Here is a 16838-nt window from a genome sequence, read left to right on the forward strand (position 1 = left end):
CGTCACTCCCTCCCCCACCGCCTCGACCACGCCCGCCCCTTCCGTGCCCAGCCCCGAAGGCAGTTCGGGTGCCGGGTACAGACCGCTGCGGTAATAAGTATCGATGAAGTTCAGGCCGATGGCCTTGTTGCGCACGAGAACCTCTTGCGGCCCGAGCGCTTCGGGCTCGAAGTCGACGTATTCAAGTACCTCGGGTCCTCCGACAGTGCTGAACTGGATACGCTTTGCCATTTGCTCTCTCCATGATGATTAAACGGATTGCGAAAGGGCCTATCCAACCCCTTCTCGCCGACCCTCGTCAACTGCCACGCCCGCTCGCCGATGGTATGCTACGCGCCAATTTGCCTGCGTCGCTTGTGTTTTGCGGGCTCAGCCGTTTGAAGTCAGCCGTAAGGGATCGCCATGAGTACCCGTACCGAGGCCGTGAAGGCTTACCTGCTCGACCTGCAGGATCGCATTTGTACCGCGCTTGAGCAGGAAGATGGCAACGCACACTTCGTCGAAGACGCCTGGACCCGCCCCGCGGGCGGCGGTGGTCGTACGCGGGTGATCGAGAACGGCACGGTCATCGAGAAAGGCGGCGTGAATTTCTCGCATGTCTTCGGCAACAACCTGCCGCCTTCGGCGAGCGCGCATCGGCCGGAGCTGGCGGGACGTGGCTTCGAGGCGTTGGGTGTGTCGCTGGTGATCCATCCGCACAACCCGCATGTGCCGACTTCCCACGCCAACGTACGGTTCTTCATCGCCGAGAAAGAAGGCGAAGAGCCGGTCTGGTGGTTCGGCGGCGGTTTCGACCTGACGCCTTACTACGGCGTCGAAGAAGACTGCGTGCACTGGCACCGGGTCGCCGAACGCGCCTGTGCGCCCTTTGGCGACGACGTCTACCCGCGCTACAAGGCCTGGTGCGACAGCTACTTCCACCTCAAGCATCGTGACGAGCCGCGTGGTATCGGTGGGCTGTTCTTCGATGACGTGAATCAGTGGGATTTCGACACCAGTTTCGCGTTCATCCGGGCGATTGGCGACGCGTTCATCAACGCCTATCTGCCTATCGTGCGTCGTCGCAAGGCCAACGCCTACACCGTGCAGCAGCGTGAATTCCAGGAGTTTCGCCGTGGGCGGTATGTGGAATTCAACCTGGTGTATGACCGTGGCACGCTGTTCGGCCTGCAGTCCGGTGGCCGCACCGAGTCGATCCTGATGTCACTGCCGCCACAAGTGCGCTGGGGCTATGACTGGAAAGCCGCGCCGGGCAGCGAAGAGGCTCGCCTGACCGAGTACTTCCTCACCGATCGCGACTGGCTGGCCGACAATTGATCGCAGGCGCTCTGGCGCACCCGCACAAGCGCTCTATCGTGCAGCGCTGTAACCCATCAACAGGAAGCTCAATGGACCAGTACGTCGTCTTCGGTAACCCCATCGGCCACAGCAAATCGCCGCTGATTCATCGTCTGTTCGCCGAACAGACCGGGCAGTCGCTGGATTATCAGGCTTCGCTGGCACCGCTGGACGACTTCACGGCGTTTGCCCGCACGTTCTTCCAGACCGGCCGGGGCGCCAACGTCACGGTGCCGTTCAAGGAAGAGGCCTATCGGCTGGCCGACAGCCTCACCGAACGCGGTCGGCGCGCGGGAGCGGTGAATACGCTGCATAAACTCGACGACGGTACGCTGCTGGGCGACAACACTGACGGTGCCGGTCTGGTACGCGACCTGACGGTCAATTACGGTCTGAATCTGCACGGCCAGCGCATCCTGTTGCTGGGCGCGGGGGGCGCCGTTCGTGGCGCGCTGGAGCCGCTGCTGGCGCAAGAGCCGCTGGCGCTGGTGATCGCCAATCGCACAGTGGAGAAGGCCGAAAGGCTGGCCCAGGAATTCGCCGACCTCGGACCGGTGTTTGCCAGCAGTTACGACTGGCTTCAGGAGTCGGTGGACGTGATCGTCAACGCCACCTCCGCCAGTCTTGCGGGCGAGCTACCACCGATCTCGCCCAGCCTGATCCAGCCCGGCGCGACGTTCTGCTACGACATGATGTACGGCAAGGAGCCTACCGCGTTCTGCCGCTGGGCCAGTGAACACGGTGCGGCGCGGTCAGTCGATGGCCTGGGCATGCTGGTCGAACAGGCCGCCGAAGCGTTCAGGGTATGGCGAGGCGTGCGTCCGGATTCGGCGCCCGTGCTTGCCGAACTGCGCAGGCAGTTGGCGGGCTAAAAGGCTGACGTGGCCGATCCGGCGTTCTGCATGGGGACGCCGCGTTGGTGCTTGACGTAACGCGGTCAGCAATCCTCGAATACAATCGGGCACTGCTGCGCCCCTTCCAGCTTGTGCAGTTCTTCGATCACCTGCGGTCGTGCATGACGCAACACGAGCGTTCTGCCTTGCTTGCCCAGCCGGCGCGCTTCCTGATGCAGCATTTCCACGCCGGAGTAATCGATGAAATTGATCTGCTGCGCGTCGATCACCACACGCGGGCCCTGAGTGCGCTGCAGCCGGGTCTGCAGGTAGTGGCTGGCACCGAAGAAGATCGAGCCGCCGACGCACAGAATGTCCTCGTCACCCTCTCGCCATTGCTGCACACGAGGCTGCGAGGTGCGTTTGAGGTAGAAGAACAATGAGGCGAGCACGCCGGCGTAGATCGCGGTCTGCAGTTCCAGCAGCAAGGTGGCCAGACAGGTCAGCGCCATCACGAAGAACTCCGAGCGGCTGACACGGAACAGCGCAGCGATACCGCGACGGTCCACCAGCCCCCAGCAGATCAGCAGGATAGAAGCTGCCATGCTCGGGATCGGAATATGCGAAATCAACGAGGCACCGGCCACTGCGAACAACGCGACCCACAGCGCCGAAAACACACCCGCCAGCGGTGACCGCGCACCCGCTTCGTAATTCAGCGCCGCACGGGTGAACGAGCCTGCCGACAGGTACCCGGAGAACAGCGAACCGACCATGTTCGACAGGCCCTGCGCACGTACTTCCTGATTGGCGTTGAGCATCTGTTGCGAGCGTGAAGACAGCGAGCGGGCAATCGACAGACTGTTGACCAGACCGAGCATGCCTACAGCCACGGCTGTCGGCAGCAGCTTGAGGATCAGTTCGGCATCCAGCGGCAGCGGGCTGAACGGCGGCAGATGGCCGACGAAGGCACTGACCACCCTGACCTGACCGAACATTGCAGGCCACAGCCACACCAGCAGACTGCTCGCCACCAACGCGATCAGCAAGGTCGGCCAGCGAGGCGCCAGAGACTTGAGCGCGATGCCCAATACCAGCGTGATCAGGCCCAGCGCCAGCGACGGCATGTCGACTTCGCCGCGATGATCGAGCATCGCCGTCAGGCTGTTGAGCGCCGTGGTCTGGCTCGGTAGATCGATGCCCATCAGGTTGGGCATCTGTCCCAGGGCGATCACGATCGCGGCGCCGAAGGTGAAGCCAATCACCACGGAATGCGATACGAAATTCACCAGCGCACCGAAACGCATCATGCCGAGTAACAGCTGAAAGACCCCGGCGATGAAGGTCATCAGCAGGATCAGGGTGATGTAATCCTGACTGGCCGGAACCGCGAGCGGACTGACACTGGCGTAAAGCACGATGGAAATGGCTGCGGTCGGACCGCAGATCAAATGCCAGGACGAACCCCACAGGCAGGCGATCAACACCGGAACGATGGCGGCATACAGGCCGTATTCGGGAGGTAATCCGGCGATCAGCGCGTAGGCGATGGATTGCGGCAGGGCCAGAATGGCGCCACTCAACCCGACCACCGCATCACGTCCGACGCTGGCGCGTGTCTGCCGGGGGAGCCAGGCGAGAAAAGGCAGGAATTTGTGGCGGTTGAGCCAGCGCATCGGTCCCTCGTGATTAATGGGTTGCCGCCAAGGTTACACCGGCCAGCGCTCTGATCCGATCCTGTCTGCGTCGTGCCTGACCCGTAATCACGCTCCGCCGCTCAATGTGGGCGGACGCAGCGCACGAGTACGGGCAAGACGACTGTGCTAAAGCTAGTTCATCGAGTAGCACTTGGACGTCGCGACGTTCTGGTCCGACCCGGTTCCGGCGCCCTTGAGCATGCAAATGATGGTGTGCTTTTTACTGACGATCGTGACCACCGGACCGTCTTGCGCTACGTAGGAAGAAACCACGGTCGCGCCAGCGTTGAGCATCTTTTCCAGAGACACGTTGACCGGTTCCAGCCTGGTCGGCCATTCGAGCGCGTTGCCGGGTACCTTGGCGCTTGTCTCTGGGGGCCAACCGTCCGCCGAAGCGAGCGAGGTGCCGAGCAACAGGGCAAGCGGGAGTGACAGCAGCAGTTTGTTCACAATGAGTCTCCAGTTCAGCGGGTAGGTACTGCACAGCCCATGCGCTTGCATGGAATGCAGCGACGACTGTGTTTAGCACGGGCCGCGCCGCCAACCGCGAACGTTACGAAAACTTAATCTGCCGCCCTCCCAGGCACTCACCGGCGAAGACGTCATTACGCGACGCGCGGCACAGGGTATGAACGCGCGCGCCAGTAGCGTCAGAGCTTCGCTTTCACCGCCGCCAGTGCCTCTTTGTCGTCGATGGTCTTCACGCCCTCAAGCCATTTTTCCAGCACCGCCGGATTGGCCTTGAGCCACGCTTTGGCGGCTTCGCTGTTGCTGACCTTCTTGTTCGCCACTTCGGCCATGATGGCGTTTTCCATGTCCAGCGTGAAACTCAGGTTGGTCAGCAGTTTGCCCACGTTTGGGCAGGCGTCGGCGTAGCCTTTGCGGGTCAGGGTGTAGACCGAGCCGGTGTCACCGAAGTATTTCTCGCCGCCCTTGAGGTAATGCATGCCCTTGATCTGCACGTTCATGGGGTGCGGCGTCCAGCCGAGGAACACCACGAACGCCTTGCGCTTCACGTTGCGGTTGACCTCGGCCAGCATGGCCTGCTCGCTGGATTCCACCAGCTTCCAGCCGCCCAGATCGAACTCGTTCTTCTTGATGATTTCCTGTATCGACAGATTGGCCGGCGCGCCGGAACCGATGCCGTAAATCTTCTTGCTGAACTTGTCGGCGAATTTGTTCAGGTCGGCAAAGTCATGGACTCCGGCATCCCATACATAGTCGGGCACGGCGAGCGTAAACTCGGTGCCTTCCAGGTTCTTCGCCAGTTGCGTCACGTCGCCGGTGGCCACGAATTTATCGTAGAAACCCTGCTGTGCCGGCATCCAGTTGCCCAGAAACACGTCCAGTTGCCCATCCTTCAGCCCACCGTAGGCAATCGGCACCGCGAGGGTATCGATCTTGGTCTTGTAACCCAGACCTTCGAGCACAACGCCGGTCATGGCGTTGGTGGCTGCAATGTCGCTCCAGCCGGGATCTGCCATCCTCACGGTGCTGCAACTGGCGTCCGCGGCATGGGCTGCGACGCTGCCGAACGCCATGACGCTGACCGCCAGTGCGGTGAATAACTTTCTCATTGATGTACCCCTTTTGATTTTCTTGGTGTGGGCAGGATCAAAGTTGTGGATAACGCGCCCTGCGCTCCAGATCGTCCAGATCAATATGGTTGCGCATGTATTGCTGACTGGCGTCGACCAGTGGCTGGTGATCCCAACTCTTCAGCTTGCCGGTTGCCAGCGATTTAGCGACGAAGCGCCGCCTGCGCTGGCTGGCGAGCACCTGGTGGTGTATCGCCGGTATGTCCCACCTGGCGCGTGCTTCAGCCAGGAAATCGGTGAACAGTTGCTGGTGATCGGGTGACTGGCTCAGCTCCTGCCGTTCTTTCGGATCGTTCTTCACGTTATAGAGCAGGCAAGGGTCCTGCTCCGAATAAATGAATTTATAGGCACCGCGACGGATCATCATCAGCGGACTGGTCGTGCCTTCGGCCATGTACTCGCCGATAACCTCATCGTGCCCGGCCCTGCCCTCCAGATGCGGCATCAGCGAGCGCCCATCCAGCGGCAATCCGTTGTCCAGCGTGCCGTTGGCCATGTCGACGAAGGTTGGCAGCAGGTCGGCGGTGGACACCGAGGCGTTGACCCGGCGTGGCGCGAACTGGCCCGGTGCGTACACCACCAGCGGCACACGTGCGGCCATTTCGAACCAGTGCATTTTGTACCAGAGCCCCTTCTCGCCCAGCATGTCGCCGTGGTCGCCGGAGAACACCACGATGGTGTCCTCGGCCAGCCCGACGTCGGACAGCGTCTGCATCAGCTTGCCGATGTTCTGGTCGATGTAACTGCATGCACCGAAGTAGGCCCGCCGCGCATCACGGATCTTGTGGCTCGGCATCGGCTTGTCCCATAGGTCGTAGACCTTGAGCAGGCGTTGCGAATGCGGGTCCAGCTCGGCCTGATTGGCATGCAGGGGCGGCATCGGTATCTCGATGTTGTCGTACAGATCCCAGAACGGTCGGGTAATGGTGTACGGATCGTGAGGATGAGTCATCGAGACAGTCAGACAGAACGGTGCGTCACCGTCCTGGCGTACGTGGTCGTACAGGTACTGCTGGGCCTTGAAGAGCACTTCTTCGTCGAAGTCGAGTTGATTGGTACGCACACAGGGCCCGGCCTGCAGCACCGAGGACATATTGTGATACCAACTGGGGCGTACGTCCGGCTCGTCCCAGTTCACAGCCCAGCCGTAATCGGCCGGATAGATGTCGCTGGTCAGGCGCTCTTCATAGCCATGCAACTGATCCGGTCCGCAGAAATGCATCTTGCCGGACAGCGCGGTCTTGTAGCCCAGCGCCCGCAGGTAGTGGGCGTAAGTCGGGATATCTGCCGGGAAATCGGCGGCGTTGTCGTACGCACCGATCTTGCTGGGCAATTGCCCGCTGACCAGGGTGAACCTTGAGGGTGCGCAGAGCGGGCTGTTGCAGTACGCCGAATCGAACACCACGCCTTGGGCGGCGAGGCGGGACAGGTTAGGCATCAGAATCGGAGACGGGGCATAGATCGGCAACATTGGCGCGGCCATTTGATCGGCCATGATGAACAGAATGTTTTTGCGCTTCATGTAATCGCTGCATCCCATAGTGAACGGTTATGCGAAATTGCTGAGCACGAGAATGAAGCCCATAATCAGCGCGGTAAAGTCCTTTCGCAGAAATACCTAGGATAAGTCAGGCTTATGTATAAAACCCTCGGCGAGCTGTCGCTGGACCTGTTGCGTTCGTTCGAAGCGGCTGCCCGCTTGCGCAGCTTCACCGCAGCGGCAATCGAGCTGGGGACTACACAGCCGGCGATCAGCCAACAGATCAAGCGGCTTGAAGAACAACTGGCGACGCGCCTGTTCGACCGGATCTACCGAGGCATCGAGCTGACCGACGCGGGCGAGGTGCTGTTCAATCATGTGCAGACCGGTCTGCAATCCATCGAAAGCGGGCTGGTCGCGATCACCGACCAGCGTCAGCATGAAGTGCTGCAGGTGGCCACGGATTTTGCGTTCGCCGCCTATTGGCTGATGCCCCGCCTGCACCGCTTTCACACGCTCAACCCGGACGTGGACGTCAGCCTGGTCACCAGTGAGCGCAGCCACAGCATGCTGCGCCCGGACATCGACGTCGCGGTGCTGTTTGGCGATGGACGCTTCAAGCAGGGTGACAGCCGTTGGCTGTTCAGCGAGGAAGTGTTCCCGGTGTGCAGCCCGCAACTCATTGCCGGTCGGGAAACGCCACTGCCCAACGACGCGCTGCGCGAGTTTCCGTTGCTGCACCTGCGTGGCGAAAGCAGCAACAACTGGTTCGACTGGGGCGGCGTGTTTCGCGCTCTCGACATTCCTCAGTCGCCCGCGCCCGGGCAACTGCGTTTCGACAATTACACACTGCTGATCCAGGCCGCTATCGGTGGTCAGGGCGTGGCCATCGGCTGGCGGCATCTGGTGGACGATCTGCTTGAACAAGGCCTGTTGTGTCGCCCTGTCGCAGCGTCGGCGATTTCTGCTTACGGCTATTACGTGGTGCTGCCGCAGCGCAAACGCCGGGCACAGATCGTCGAGCAGTTCGTTGACTGGCTGGCCAGCGAGCAGGCCTTGAGCGGCGTGACGCTGGCGGGCAGGCCGTTACCGTCGATTGCCGTTTGAACGTTTCATTTTCTGTTAAGGAGCCACTGCCCATGTCGGGTATTCAGGGTTATCACGCGCACGTTTATTTCGATGCACAGACGATTGAGCAGGCCCGCGCACTCTGCGAAGCCGCCGCCACAACCTTTGGCGTGAAGATGGGCCGGGTTCACCAGAAGCGCGTCGGCCCGCATCCGGATTGGAGTTGCCAGTTGGCCTTCGAACATGCCCAACTGGCCGACCTCATGCTGTGGCTGGCGTTGAATCGCAAAGGCCTGGTGGTGTTCATGCACCCGCTGACAGGCAACGAGCTGCTCGATCACACCGACCACGCGCTTTGGATGGGCGCAATCCGGCCTCTGGATTTGAGTGTTTTCAGTGACTGATAGCCAGTGTTCAGGCGCATGGTGGTATGTCGAGCGACAGGCAAAATGTCCGGTGTAAGATAGCCCCCGCCAAAAACGTGACCAGTCGGTCCGTCGAAGTGCAGCCATAAAAAAAATGATCATGTATGTGCCTGAGCACCAGGCATCAGGTGACGTCGCGACCGTGTTTCGGGTCGCACTGAATGCTGAAAAGACCAAGACAGAGGATCATGAGACATGCCGGATCTAATCATCGAAGGCAAGCCGCTTCATTACTCCGATCAGGGCAGCGGGCCGGTGCTTCTGCTCGGCCACAGTTACTTGTGGGACCGGAATATGTGGGCACCGCAGCTCGACCTGCTTGCCAGCCAGTACCGCGTCATCGTGCCGGACCTTTGGGGGCATGGGGAGTCGGGTGCGTTTCCTGAAGGCACCGATAATCTTGACGACCTTGCTCGCCACGCCCTGGCGCTGCTCGATCATCTGAACGTCAAACGCTGCACCATCATCGGCCTTTCAGTGGGCGGCATGTGGGGCGCCATCGCTGCGTTGTCCGCGCCTGAACGCATCAATGGGCTGGTGTTGATGGACACTTATCTGGGCAAGGAATCGGAGGCCAAGAAGGCCTACTATTTTTCCCTGCTCGACAAACTGGACGCTTCCGGCGTGTTCCCCGAGCCTCTGCTCGACGTGGTGGTGCCAATATTCTTCCGGCCCGGCATCGATCCGCAATCACCGGTCTATCAGGCATTTCGTGCCGCGTTGGCTGGGATGAAGCCGGAGCAATTGCGTCAGACCGTGGTGCCGTTGGGACGCATCATCTTCGGTCGCGAGGATCGGCTCCGGCTTCTGAACCAACTGGATGCGGACACCACGCTGGTGGTCTGCGGCGATGCCGATATTCCCCGTCCTCCAGCGGAAGCCCGCGAGATGGCCGGCCTGATTGGCTGCCCTTACGTTCTGGTGCCGCAAGCAGGGCATATCGCCAACCTCGAGAACCCGGAGTTTGTGTCCGGAGTTTTGATGACATTCCTGGCGAGCCTGCATCAGAAGACCGCGTAACGCACTTCCCACGTGGGAATGCACACTCCACGTGGGATGCATTCTCCCTGTGGGATGCATTCTCCCTGTGGGATGCGGACTTCTCCGCGAAGGCTCTGTATCAGGCGCTGCCTCTGGGCTGGATGTATGGGCCTTTTCGTGGACAAGTCCACTCCCACGCGCGATGTGCTTCCACGTGGGATGCGGACTTGTCCGCGAAGGCTGTGTGTCAGGCGCTGCTTCTCGGTTGGATGTATGGGCCCTTTCGTGGACAAGTCCACTCCCACGCGCGATGTGCTTCCACGTGGGATGCGGACTTGTCCGCGAAGGCTCTGTATCAGGCGCTGCCTCTGGGCTGGATATGTGGGCCCTTTCGTGGACAAGTCCACTCCCACGTCGGAACGCGCTTTCATGTGGGATGCGGACTTGTCCGCGAAGGCTCTGTATCAGGCGCTGCTTCTGGGCTGGATGTATGGGCCTTTTCGTGGACAAGTCCACTCCCACGTCGGAACGCGCTTTCATGTGGGATGCGGACTTGTCCGCGAAGGCTCTGTATCAGGCGCTGCCTCTGGGCTGGATGTATGGGCCTTTTCGTGGACAAGTCCACTCCCACGTCGGAACGCGCTTTCATGTGGGATGCGGACTTGTCCGCGAAGGCTCTGTATCAGGCGCTGCTTCTGGGCTGGATGTATGGGCCTTTTCGTGAACAAGTCCACTCCCACGTCGGAACGCATTCTCAAGTTTCTTGGGCAAGTTCGCCTTCCAGTGGATCGTGTCGTCTGGCAGGCGCGTGTCAGTTCAGTACGCCATCCAGAATCGCATAGACAATCCCTGAGCCTATGGCGATCAGGACCACGTCCGTACCCAGGCGGCGCCATTCGTAACCTTCGTAGTGAGGCAGGTATTGCAAGGAGCGGCTGTCCAGGCGTTTGCCGTAGCCGGGCGGCAGCGGTTTGCCCTTGGCGATGTGAATGCCCGGCGGCAGCGGCTGGCCCCTGCCAATGATGTCGCGGTGTTGCTGGAACGTCTCGCGCACAGGGCCGAAATCCTGGGGTGGGCCGCCGCGACGATTGTCCTGATGAGCGGGCCCCGGACCTTTGCCATTGCCACGATTACCCGGTCCGTCATCGTTGCGTGGCCCGTGCTGCTGACCGCCTCGGTTATCGTCCGGGCCATTGCCGCGCTGGTCCGGCGGTGCCGCCTGAAGCAGCGGGCTGGCGCTGATCATCAAGATGCCCAGACCGGTGATAAAACGATTTGGCAGTTTCATGGGGTGTCCCTCAGCTTTTCGCGATGCAGCAAAAAGGGGTTCATGACCCGGTCATGAACCCCTCGTGTCTTACTGCATAGTAGAGCGGCTGCTGGCGCTTTGATTCCTCTGTATCGGAATCTTTACCCTCAGTTGACGCGGGCGTTACGTACGCCTTCTGCCAGCGCAGCGCACAGGGTCAATACGCCATCGACGGCCTGTTCCGGCGACTCGGCATGGGCGATCTTGTCGACCAGCGCCGAACCCACCACCACGCCATCGGCCAGACGCGCAATGGCGGCGGCCTGCTCAGGCGTGCGGATACCGAAACCGACACTGATCGGCAGATCGGTGTGGCGACGCAGGCGCGCAATGGCCTCTGTGACGTGTTCAGTGGTGGCCGAACCGGCACCGGTCACGCCAGCGACCGAAACGTAGTAGACGAAGCCCGAACTGCGCTCGAGCACGCGTGGCAGACGCGCATCGTCGGTGGTCGGTGTGGTCAGGCGAATGAAATCGATGCCTGAGGCCTGTGCTGGTGTTGCCAGTTCAGCGTCGTGCTCAGGCGGCAGATCGACAATGATCAGACCGTCGACGCCCGCTTCCTTGGCCTGCGCCACGAATGCCTCGACACCAAAACGATGGATCGGGTTGTAGTAGCCCATCAGCACGATAGGCGTGGTCTGATCGTCTACACGGAACTCGCGAACCATTTGCAGGGTTTTCGGCAGGGTCTGCCCCGCGTCCAGCGCACGCAGGGTTGCCAACTGAATGGCAACGCCGTCGGCCATCGGGTCGGTGAACGGCATGCCCAGTTCGATCACGTCGGCACCGGCAGCCGGCAGGCCTTTCAAAACTTTCAACGAGGTGTCGTAGCCCGGGTCGCCAGCGGTCACGAATGTGACGAGTGCTGCACGACCTTTGGTTTTCAACTGCGCGAAACGTTGTTCAAGGCGGCTCATACCAGCGTCTCCTGAGTCTTTTCAGCGGCTGCCATGTGATTCATGACGGTTTGCATGTCTTTGTCGCCGCGTCCGGACAGGCACACGACCATCAAGTGATCGTCGCGCAGGTTGGTAGCGCGCTTCATGGCTTCAGCCAGTGCGTGTGCGGTTTCCAGCGCCGGGATGATGCCTTCGAGCAGGCAGCACTGATGAAATGCATCCAGTGCTTCGTCGTCGGTGATGCTCACGTATTCGACACGCTTCACTTCGTGCAGGAAGGCGTGTTCCGGGCCGATGCCAGGGTAGTCCAGACCTGCAGAAATCGAGTGGGCATCGGTGATCTGCCCGTCATTGTCCTGCAGCAGATAGGTACGGTTGCCGTGCAGTACGCCCGGCACACCACCGTTGAGGCTCGCGGCATGCTTGTCGGTCTCCACGCCATGACCGCCCGCTTCCACGCCGATGATTTCAACACTGGCGTCATCCAGGAACGGATGGAACAAGCCCATGGCGTTGGAACCGCCACCCACGCAGGCGATCAGGCTGTCCGGCAGGCGTCCTTCCTTTTCCATCATCTGCTCTTTGGTTTCCTTGCCGATGATGGCCTGGAAATCGCGGACCATCGCCGGATAAGGGTGTGGACCGGCCACGGTGCCGATCAGGTAGAAAGTGTCATCGACGTTGGTGACCCAGTCACGCAGGGCCTCGTTCATGGCGTCTTTCAGAGTGCCGGTGCCGGAAGTGACCGGCACGATCTCAGCGCCCAGCAGCTTCATGCGGAACACGTTGGCTTGCTGGCGCTCGATGTCGGTGGCGCCCATGTAGATCACGCAAGGCAGGCCGAAACGTGCAGCCACGGTGGCCGTGGCAACGCCGTGCATGCCGGCGCCGGTTTCAGCGATCAGACGCTTTTTACCCATGCGCTTGGCCAGCAAGACCTGGCCGATGCAGTTGTTGATCTTGTGCGCGCCGGTGTGATTGAGCTCTTCGCGCTTGAAGTAGATCTTCGCGCCACCGCAGAACTCGGTCAGGCGCTCGGCGAAGTACAGCGGGTTCGGACGACCGACGTAGTCACGCTGGAAATAGGCCATTTCTTTGGCGAATTCCGGGTCGGCCTTGGCGGCTTCGTACTCGCGGTTCAGGTCGAGAACCAGCGGCATCAGGGTTTCAGCGACGTAACGACCGCCGAATGAGCCGAACAAGCCGTTGGCGTCGGGGCCGTTGCGCAGATTGGTCTGGGTCATGAGGTGCTCCGGTAACGAGTGTGAGCGAATGGGGTGAGCCGTTTGGCAATGAGTCCACTTTAACCAGCGCACGCGGGAATGAAAACCGATAAGATCGCTACAACATGTCAGGAAAAATCACAGATCATGAGCCGCGATCTTCCACCTTTGAACGCCTTGCGTGCCTTTGAAAGCACCGCCCGGCTGGGTAGTGTCAGTCAGGCTGCCGAACAGCTGCACGTTACCCACGGCGCAGTCAGTCGTCAGTTGAAACTGCTGGAGGAGCATCTGGGCGTGACGCTCTTCATTAAAGACGGGCGCGGCCTTAAACTCACAGATGCCGGTATTCGTCTGCGAGAGGTGAGCGGCGAGGCCTTCGACCGGTTGCGCAGTGTGTGCGCCGAACTGAGCCGCGGCAGCGCCGATGCACCATTCGTGCTCGGCTGTTCCGGCAGCCTGCTGGCGCGCTGGTTCATTCCGCGCTTGAGCCGTTTAAACGCGGAGCTGCCCGATCTTCGATTGCACTTGTCGGCAGGCGAAGGCGATCTGGATCCGCGCAGGCCTGGCCTGGATGCGTTACTGGTCTTTGCCGAACCGCCGTGGCCTGCTGACATGCAGGTATTCGAGCTGGCCAGCGAGCGGATCGGCCCGGTCTTGAGTCCCCGGTTCAATGGTTTTGAAGGCTTGCGCGACGCACCTGTTCAGGCGCTGTTGGGTGAGCCGTTGCTGCAAACGACCTCGCGGCCGCAGGCGTGGCCAAGCTGGGCGCAGCACAACGGCATCGACCCGCAGTCATTGCGTTTCGGGCAAGGTTTCGAACATTTGTATTATTTGCTGGAAGCCGCCGTGGCGGGCTTGGGAATTGCGATTGCGCCGGAACCGCTGGTGGTCGATGACCTTAGGGCCGGACGCCTGGTTGCGCCGTGGGGTTTCAGTGAAACCCCGGCGCAACTGGCGTTGTGGGTGCCCAGGCGTGTAGCCGATGGCCGTGCGCAACAATTGGCTCAGTGGTTGAAGAATGAGCTGGTGCGCGCCGGGGACCCGATCAAAACCTGATCAGTTGCCGCGCTTGCACAGCAAATAGGCGGCCAGCAGACCGATGGCGCCGACAGCAACACCGGCTGTGGTCCAAGGGTGTTCCTGAGCGTAGTCACGAGTGGCCAGCGCATTCTCACGGGTTTTCTCTTTGACGTCTTCGTAGACATCGCTGAGCAGGCTGCGGGAGTGGCTCAGAGCACTTTCAGCATTGGCCTTGAGGTTTTTCAGGGTCTTGCGCGACTCGTCGGTAGCGTCGGCTTTCAGGCCCTCAAGGGACTTCAAGAGACTCTCGATCTCCGCTTCCATACTCTGCAACGAGGCCTTGCGAAGTGAAGTACTAGCCATGGTGTTTCTCCTGCAATGATGAGTGGGCGTGTGTAGTTTCCGACTGCGGGCTTTTTGGAAAGTGCGATGCCATTTCGCAAAGTCTGAACTTTTACCCGCTTTTTCCTGACAGAAGTCTGGAGCGTTGCTTTAACGACTTGTTCAAAGACCTTCAGGAGAACTGCCATGACTGATCATCACACGTACAAAAAAATCGAAATCGTTGGCTCGTCCACCACCACCATCGAAGACGCCATCCAGAATGCGTTGGCCGAAGCCAGCAAAAGCGTGAAGAACCTTGAGTGGTTCGAAGTGACGGAAACCCGCGGCCACATCGAAAACGGCAAGGTCGGTCATTATCAGGTCACGCTGAAAATCGGCTTTCGCATCGAACATAGCTGATCACACCTGAACCTTTCGACTGGCCGATTGCCATAACCTGCGCTACACACTGACATGAGCCCGATGGCTCAGCTGTGGGCGTAGGGATGTTGACTGGGCGCCTGTTCCGATGGCGTCTGCATTTGGCCGGACGAGAGGGAATACCCATGAAGAAGTTTCTGTTGGCTGTAGGCTTGTTGAGCATCGCGGGCACCGCTCTGGCGGCAGGCAAGCCATGTGAAGAACTGAAAAGTGAAATAGACGCACGACTCCAAGCCAAGGGTGTTTCGTCCTACACGCTTGAAGTGGTCGAGAAAGGCAGTGCGGCTGATCAGCAAGTGGTTGGCACCTGCGAAGGCGGCACCAAGGAAATCGTTTACAAGCGCGGTTGATTGTCAGGCCGGCCCGACGTAAGCCGGGCCAGTAGCTCGACCCCGTGTGAAGGCTGAAAATAAAGCCCGCGCCAGCGACTGAAGTCCATTTCAGCCGGTGGCGCGGGCTTTTTCGTTCAGGTGATCCGGGCTCAGCCGTGAGCGACTTCGGCCAGAATCTCGTAGGAACGCAGACGGTCTTCATGCTCGTACATGTCGCAGGTGAAGATCAATTCATCGGCGTCGGTCTGCTCCAGCAGCACGTCTAGCTTGGCGCGGATCTTGTCCGGGCCGCCGACCATTGCCAGGCCCAGAAAACTGGCCACCGCTTCACGTTCGTGCGGCAGCCACAGGCCGTCCATCGACTCGACCGGCGGGCGCTGCATCAGGCTGTGCCCGCGCATCAGTGCCAGAATGCGCTGGTACACGGACGTCGCCAGGTACTCTGCTTTCTCGTCTGTTTCCGCCGCCGACAATGGCACGCCCAGCATCACGTACGGTTTGTCGAGTACTGCCGATGGCTGGAAGTGGTTGCGGTAGACGCGAATGGCTTCATGCATGTAACGCGGTGCGAAATGCGACGCGAAGGCGTAGGGCAATCCACGCATGCCTGCCAGCTGCGCACTGAACAGGCTGGAGCCCAGCAGCCAGATGGGGACATTGGTGCCCGATCCCGGCACGGCGATCACTTTTTGATCAGCGGTGCGCGGCCCCAGGTATTCCATCAGTTCCGTCACATCGTCCGGAAAGTCATCGGCACTGCCTGAGCGTTCACGGCGCAAGGCACGGGCCGTCATCTGGTCGGAGCCTGGCGCACGACCAAGGCCCAGATCGATGCGATCGGGATACAGACTGGCCAGCGTGCCGAACTGCTCTGCGACGACCAGCGGCGCATGGTTGGGCAACATGATGCCGCCCGCGCCCACGCGAATGGTCGAAGTGCCGCCCGCCAGATAGGCCAGCAGTACAGATGTCGCCGAACTGGCGATGCCATCCATGTTGTGGTGTTCGGCCACCCAAAAGCGGTTGTAGCCGAGTTTCTCAACGTGTTGCGCCAGATTCAGCGAGTTGCGCAAGGAATCGGCAGGCCCTTTATCGTGGCGCACAGGCACCAGATCAAGGGTGGAAATCTTTACATCAGCGAGACGTTTCATAGGCCGCGATAGCTCCTCGAATGGGTATGGGTCGACTCAAGGAACGGCCCACAATGGAACAACAGTGCGGGCGCAAGACTGGCGTTTCAATAGATGAGCGATAAAAAACCTACTTAAATACTAGGTCTTTATCCGGGTTGAACTTTCCACGGCGGTCCGTCCTCAGAATCCTGTCACGTATGAAAGACTCAACCCATTCCTTCAAGGAGCGACTATGAGCATCGTCAAGAAAGCATCGGCCCATTGGGCAGGTGATCTGAAAACCGGCATCGGCAGTATCTCTACCGAAACGGCTGCACTGCGCGAGCATCCATATGGCTTCAAGGCCCGTTTCGAAGGCGGCAAGGGTACCAACCCTGAAGAATTGATCGGCGCTGCCCATGCGGGGTGTTTCTCCATGGCGCTGTCCATGATTCTGGGCGACGCAGGCTTTACGGCTGACAGCATCGACACCCAGGCGGAAGTCACACTTGACCAGGTTGACGGCGGCTTTTCCATCACGGCCGTGCACCTGATCCTGAAAGCGAAAGTGCCAGGAGCGAACCAGCAGCAGTTCGATGAATTGACCACCAAAGCCAAAGAAGGCTGCCCGGTGTCCAAGGTCCTGAACGCCAAGATTACGCTGGACGCTACCCTGCTGAGCTGATCCAGCGCATCGGTATGCGCTTGCCCGCGATAATGGCTGAACGGCGAGTTTCGTTAAGCCGTATAGTTTG

Annotated in this window: 19 protein-coding genes; 9 read left to right on the forward strand and 10 right to left on the reverse strand. The window is 60.3% G+C overall.

Annotation, left to right across the window (positions count from 1 at the left end; translation table 11 throughout):
* Positions 1-231: alcohol dehydrogenase catalytic domain-containing protein (locus BZK31_RS01960; RefSeq protein ID WP_157900692.1), on the reverse strand; the 231-nt coding region annotated here is incomplete at its 3' end.
* A gap of 171 nt (positions 232-402) precedes the next feature.
* Between BZK31_RS01960 and hemF the strand changes: the two genes are divergently transcribed.
* A complete protein-coding gene (gene hemF / locus BZK31_RS01965; RefSeq protein ID WP_083181070.1) occupies positions 403-1317 on the forward strand; it encodes an oxygen-dependent coproporphyrinogen oxidase in 915 nt (304 codons plus the stop codon).
* A gap of 71 nt (positions 1318-1388) precedes the next feature.
* Positions 1389-2210 (forward strand): shikimate dehydrogenase, encoded by an 822-nt coding sequence (gene aroE, locus BZK31_RS01970; RefSeq protein ID WP_083181071.1) that lies wholly within the window; start codon positions 1389-1391, stop codon positions 2208-2210.
* 65 nt (positions 2211-2275) lie between these two features.
* On the opposite strand, the gene BZK31_RS01975 is transcribed toward aroE, so the two are convergent.
* The 4 genes from BZK31_RS01975 to betC all read right to left on the reverse strand — a co-directional run bounded on the left by BZK31_RS01975 (position 2276) and on the right by betC (position 6988).
* A complete protein-coding gene (locus tag BZK31_RS01975; protein WP_083181072.1) occupies positions 2276-3847 on the reverse strand; it encodes a SulP family inorganic anion transporter in 1572 nt (523 codons plus the stop codon).
* Between the two features lie 153 nt (positions 3848-4000).
* Entirely contained in the window at positions 4001-4318 is a 318-nt protein-coding gene (locus BZK31_RS01980) for a hypothetical protein (RefSeq protein ID WP_083181073.1), read from the reverse strand.
* 200 nt (positions 4319-4518) lie between these two features.
* Positions 4519-5445 (reverse strand): choline ABC transporter substrate-binding protein, encoded by a 927-nt coding sequence (locus BZK31_RS01985; protein WP_083181074.1) that lies wholly within the window; start codon positions 5443-5445, stop codon positions 4519-4521.
* Positions 5446-5482: 37 nt separating this feature from the next.
* Positions 5483-6988 carry a choline-sulfatase gene (gene betC, locus BZK31_RS01990; RefSeq protein WP_083181075.1) on the reverse strand — a complete coding sequence of 502 codons (1506 nt, stop codon included), beginning with the start codon at positions 6986-6988 and terminating at the stop codon, positions 5483-5485.
* 114 nt (positions 6989-7102) lie between these two features.
* Between betC and BZK31_RS01995 the strand changes: the two genes are divergently transcribed.
* From BZK31_RS01995 to BZK31_RS02005, 3 genes are all read left to right on the forward strand, one after another.
* Positions 7103-8053, forward strand: coding sequence for a choline sulfate utilization transcriptional regulator (locus tag BZK31_RS01995; RefSeq protein ID WP_083181076.1), 951 nt, complete (start codon positions 7103-7105; stop codon positions 8051-8053).
* Between the two features lie 32 nt (positions 8054-8085).
* Positions 8086-8418, forward strand: a complete 333-nt coding sequence (locus BZK31_RS02000) for a DOPA 4,5-dioxygenase family protein (RefSeq protein ID WP_083181077.1) — start codon at positions 8086-8088, stop codon at positions 8416-8418.
* A 216-nt stretch (positions 8419-8634) separates the two neighbouring features.
* The gene (locus tag BZK31_RS02005) at positions 8635-9459 is read left to right on the forward strand and encodes an alpha/beta fold hydrolase (protein ID WP_083181078.1); all 825 of its coding nucleotides are present in this window, start codon (positions 8635-8637) and stop codon (positions 9457-9459) included.
* A 772-nt stretch (positions 9460-10231) separates the two neighbouring features.
* On the opposite strand, the gene BZK31_RS02010 is transcribed toward BZK31_RS02005, so the two are convergent.
* From BZK31_RS02010 to trpB, 3 genes are all read right to left on the reverse strand, one after another.
* Complete coding sequence (locus tag BZK31_RS02010; RefSeq protein WP_083181079.1) at positions 10232-10708, reverse strand: anti-virulence regulator CigR family protein; 477 nt, start codon at positions 10706-10708, stop codon at positions 10232-10234.
* Between the two features lie 128 nt (positions 10709-10836).
* Positions 10837-11649 (reverse strand): tryptophan synthase subunit alpha, encoded by an 813-nt coding sequence (gene trpA, locus BZK31_RS02015; RefSeq protein WP_083181080.1) that lies wholly within the window; start codon positions 11647-11649, stop codon positions 10837-10839.
* Positions 11646-12875, reverse strand: a complete 1230-nt coding sequence (trpB, locus tag BZK31_RS02020; protein WP_083181081.1) for a tryptophan synthase subunit beta — start codon at positions 12873-12875, stop codon at positions 11646-11648. The genes trpA and trpB overlap by 4 nt, the downstream gene beginning before the upstream one ends.
* A 78-nt stretch (positions 12876-12953) precedes the next feature.
* On the opposite strand from trpB, the gene BZK31_RS02025 reads away from it, so the two are divergent.
* A complete protein-coding gene (locus BZK31_RS02025; RefSeq protein WP_083181082.1) occupies positions 12954-13910 on the forward strand; it encodes a LysR family transcriptional regulator in 957 nt (318 codons plus the stop codon).
* Here the strand turns inward: BZK31_RS02025 and BZK31_RS02030 are convergent, their stop codons facing one another.
* Positions 13911-14237 carry an ElaB/YgaM/YqjD family protein gene (locus tag BZK31_RS02030; protein WP_083181083.1) on the reverse strand — a complete coding sequence of 109 codons (327 nt, stop codon included), beginning with the start codon at positions 14235-14237 and terminating at the stop codon, positions 13911-13913.
* Positions 14238-14402: 165 nt separating this feature from the next.
* On the opposite strand from BZK31_RS02030, the gene BZK31_RS02035 reads away from it, so the two are divergent.
* The gene (locus BZK31_RS02035; RefSeq protein ID WP_083181084.1) at positions 14403-14618 is read left to right on the forward strand and encodes a dodecin; all 216 of its coding nucleotides are present in this window, start codon (positions 14403-14405) and stop codon (positions 14616-14618) included.
* 146 nt (positions 14619-14764) lie between these two features.
* Positions 14765-14989: a DUF1161 domain-containing protein gene (locus BZK31_RS02040; protein WP_083181085.1), complete on the forward strand. Its 225-nt coding sequence runs from the start codon at positions 14765-14767 to the stop codon at positions 14987-14989.
* A 131-nt stretch (positions 14990-15120) separates the two neighbouring features.
* Here BZK31_RS02040 and BZK31_RS02045 read toward each other — a convergent pair whose 3' ends face one another.
* Positions 15121-16122 (reverse strand): LLM class flavin-dependent oxidoreductase, encoded by a 1002-nt coding sequence (locus tag BZK31_RS02045; protein ID WP_083181086.1) that lies wholly within the window; start codon positions 16120-16122, stop codon positions 15121-15123.
* Positions 16123-16336: 214 nt separating this feature from the next.
* Between BZK31_RS02045 and BZK31_RS02050 the strand changes: the two genes are divergently transcribed.
* A complete protein-coding gene (locus tag BZK31_RS02050; protein ID WP_083181087.1) occupies positions 16337-16768 on the forward strand; it encodes an OsmC family protein in 432 nt (143 codons plus the stop codon).
* Positions 16769-16838: the final 70 nt, after the last annotated feature.

Origin of the sequence: Pseudomonas floridensis (assembly GCF_002087235.1) — a bacterium.
Lineage (GTDB): Bacteria > Pseudomonadota > Gammaproteobacteria > Pseudomonadales > Pseudomonadaceae > Aquipseudomonas > Aquipseudomonas floridensis.

Coding starts and splice junctions, on each gene's coding strand:
- hemF (WP_083181070.1), top strand. CDS start 403: ATGAGTACCCGTACCGAGGCCGTGAAGGCTTACCTGCTCGACCTGCAG.
- aroE (WP_083181071.1), top strand. CDS start 1,389: ATGGACCAGTACGTCGTCTTCGGTAACCCCATCGGCCACAGCAAATCG.
- BZK31_RS01975 (WP_083181072.1), bottom strand. CDS start 3,847: ATGCGCTGGCTCAACCGCCACAAATTCCTGCCTTTTCTCGCCTGGCTC.
- BZK31_RS01985 (WP_083181074.1), bottom strand. CDS start 5,445: ATGAGAAAGTTATTCACCGCACTGGCGGTCAGCGTCATGGCGTTCGGC.
- betC (WP_083181075.1), bottom strand. CDS start 6,988: ATGAAGCGCAAAAACATTCTGTTCATCATGGCCGATCAAATGGCCGCG.
- BZK31_RS01995 (WP_083181076.1), top strand. CDS start 7,103: ATGTATAAAACCCTCGGCGAGCTGTCGCTGGACCTGTTGCGTTCGTTC.
- BZK31_RS02000 (WP_083181077.1), top strand. CDS start 8,086: ATGTCGGGTATTCAGGGTTATCACGCGCACGTTTATTTCGATGCACAG.
- BZK31_RS02005 (WP_083181078.1), top strand. CDS start 8,635: ATGCCGGATCTAATCATCGAAGGCAAGCCGCTTCATTACTCCGATCAG.
- BZK31_RS02010 (WP_083181079.1), bottom strand. CDS start 10,708: ATGAAACTGCCAAATCGTTTTATCACCGGTCTGGGCATCTTGATGATC.
- trpA (WP_083181080.1), bottom strand. CDS start 11,649: ATGAGCCGCCTTGAACAACGTTTCGCGCAGTTGAAAACCAAAGGTCGT.
- trpB (WP_083181081.1), bottom strand. CDS start 12,875: ATGACCCAGACCAATCTGCGCAACGGCCCCGACGCCAACGGCTTGTTC.
- BZK31_RS02025 (WP_083181082.1), top strand. CDS start 12,954: ATGAAAACCGATAAGATCGCTACAACATGTCAGGAAAAATCACAGATC.
- BZK31_RS02030 (WP_083181083.1), bottom strand. CDS start 14,237: ATGGCTAGTACTTCACTTCGCAAGGCCTCGTTGCAGAGTATGGAAGCG.
- BZK31_RS02035 (WP_083181084.1), top strand. CDS start 14,403: ATGACTGATCATCACACGTACAAAAAAATCGAAATCGTTGGCTCGTCC.
- BZK31_RS02040 (WP_083181085.1), top strand. CDS start 14,765: ATGAAGAAGTTTCTGTTGGCTGTAGGCTTGTTGAGCATCGCGGGCACC.
- BZK31_RS02045 (WP_083181086.1), bottom strand. CDS start 16,122: ATGAAACGTCTCGCTGATGTAAAGATTTCCACCCTTGATCTGGTGCCT.
- BZK31_RS02050 (WP_083181087.1), top strand. CDS start 16,337: ATGAGCATCGTCAAGAAAGCATCGGCCCATTGGGCAGGTGATCTGAAA.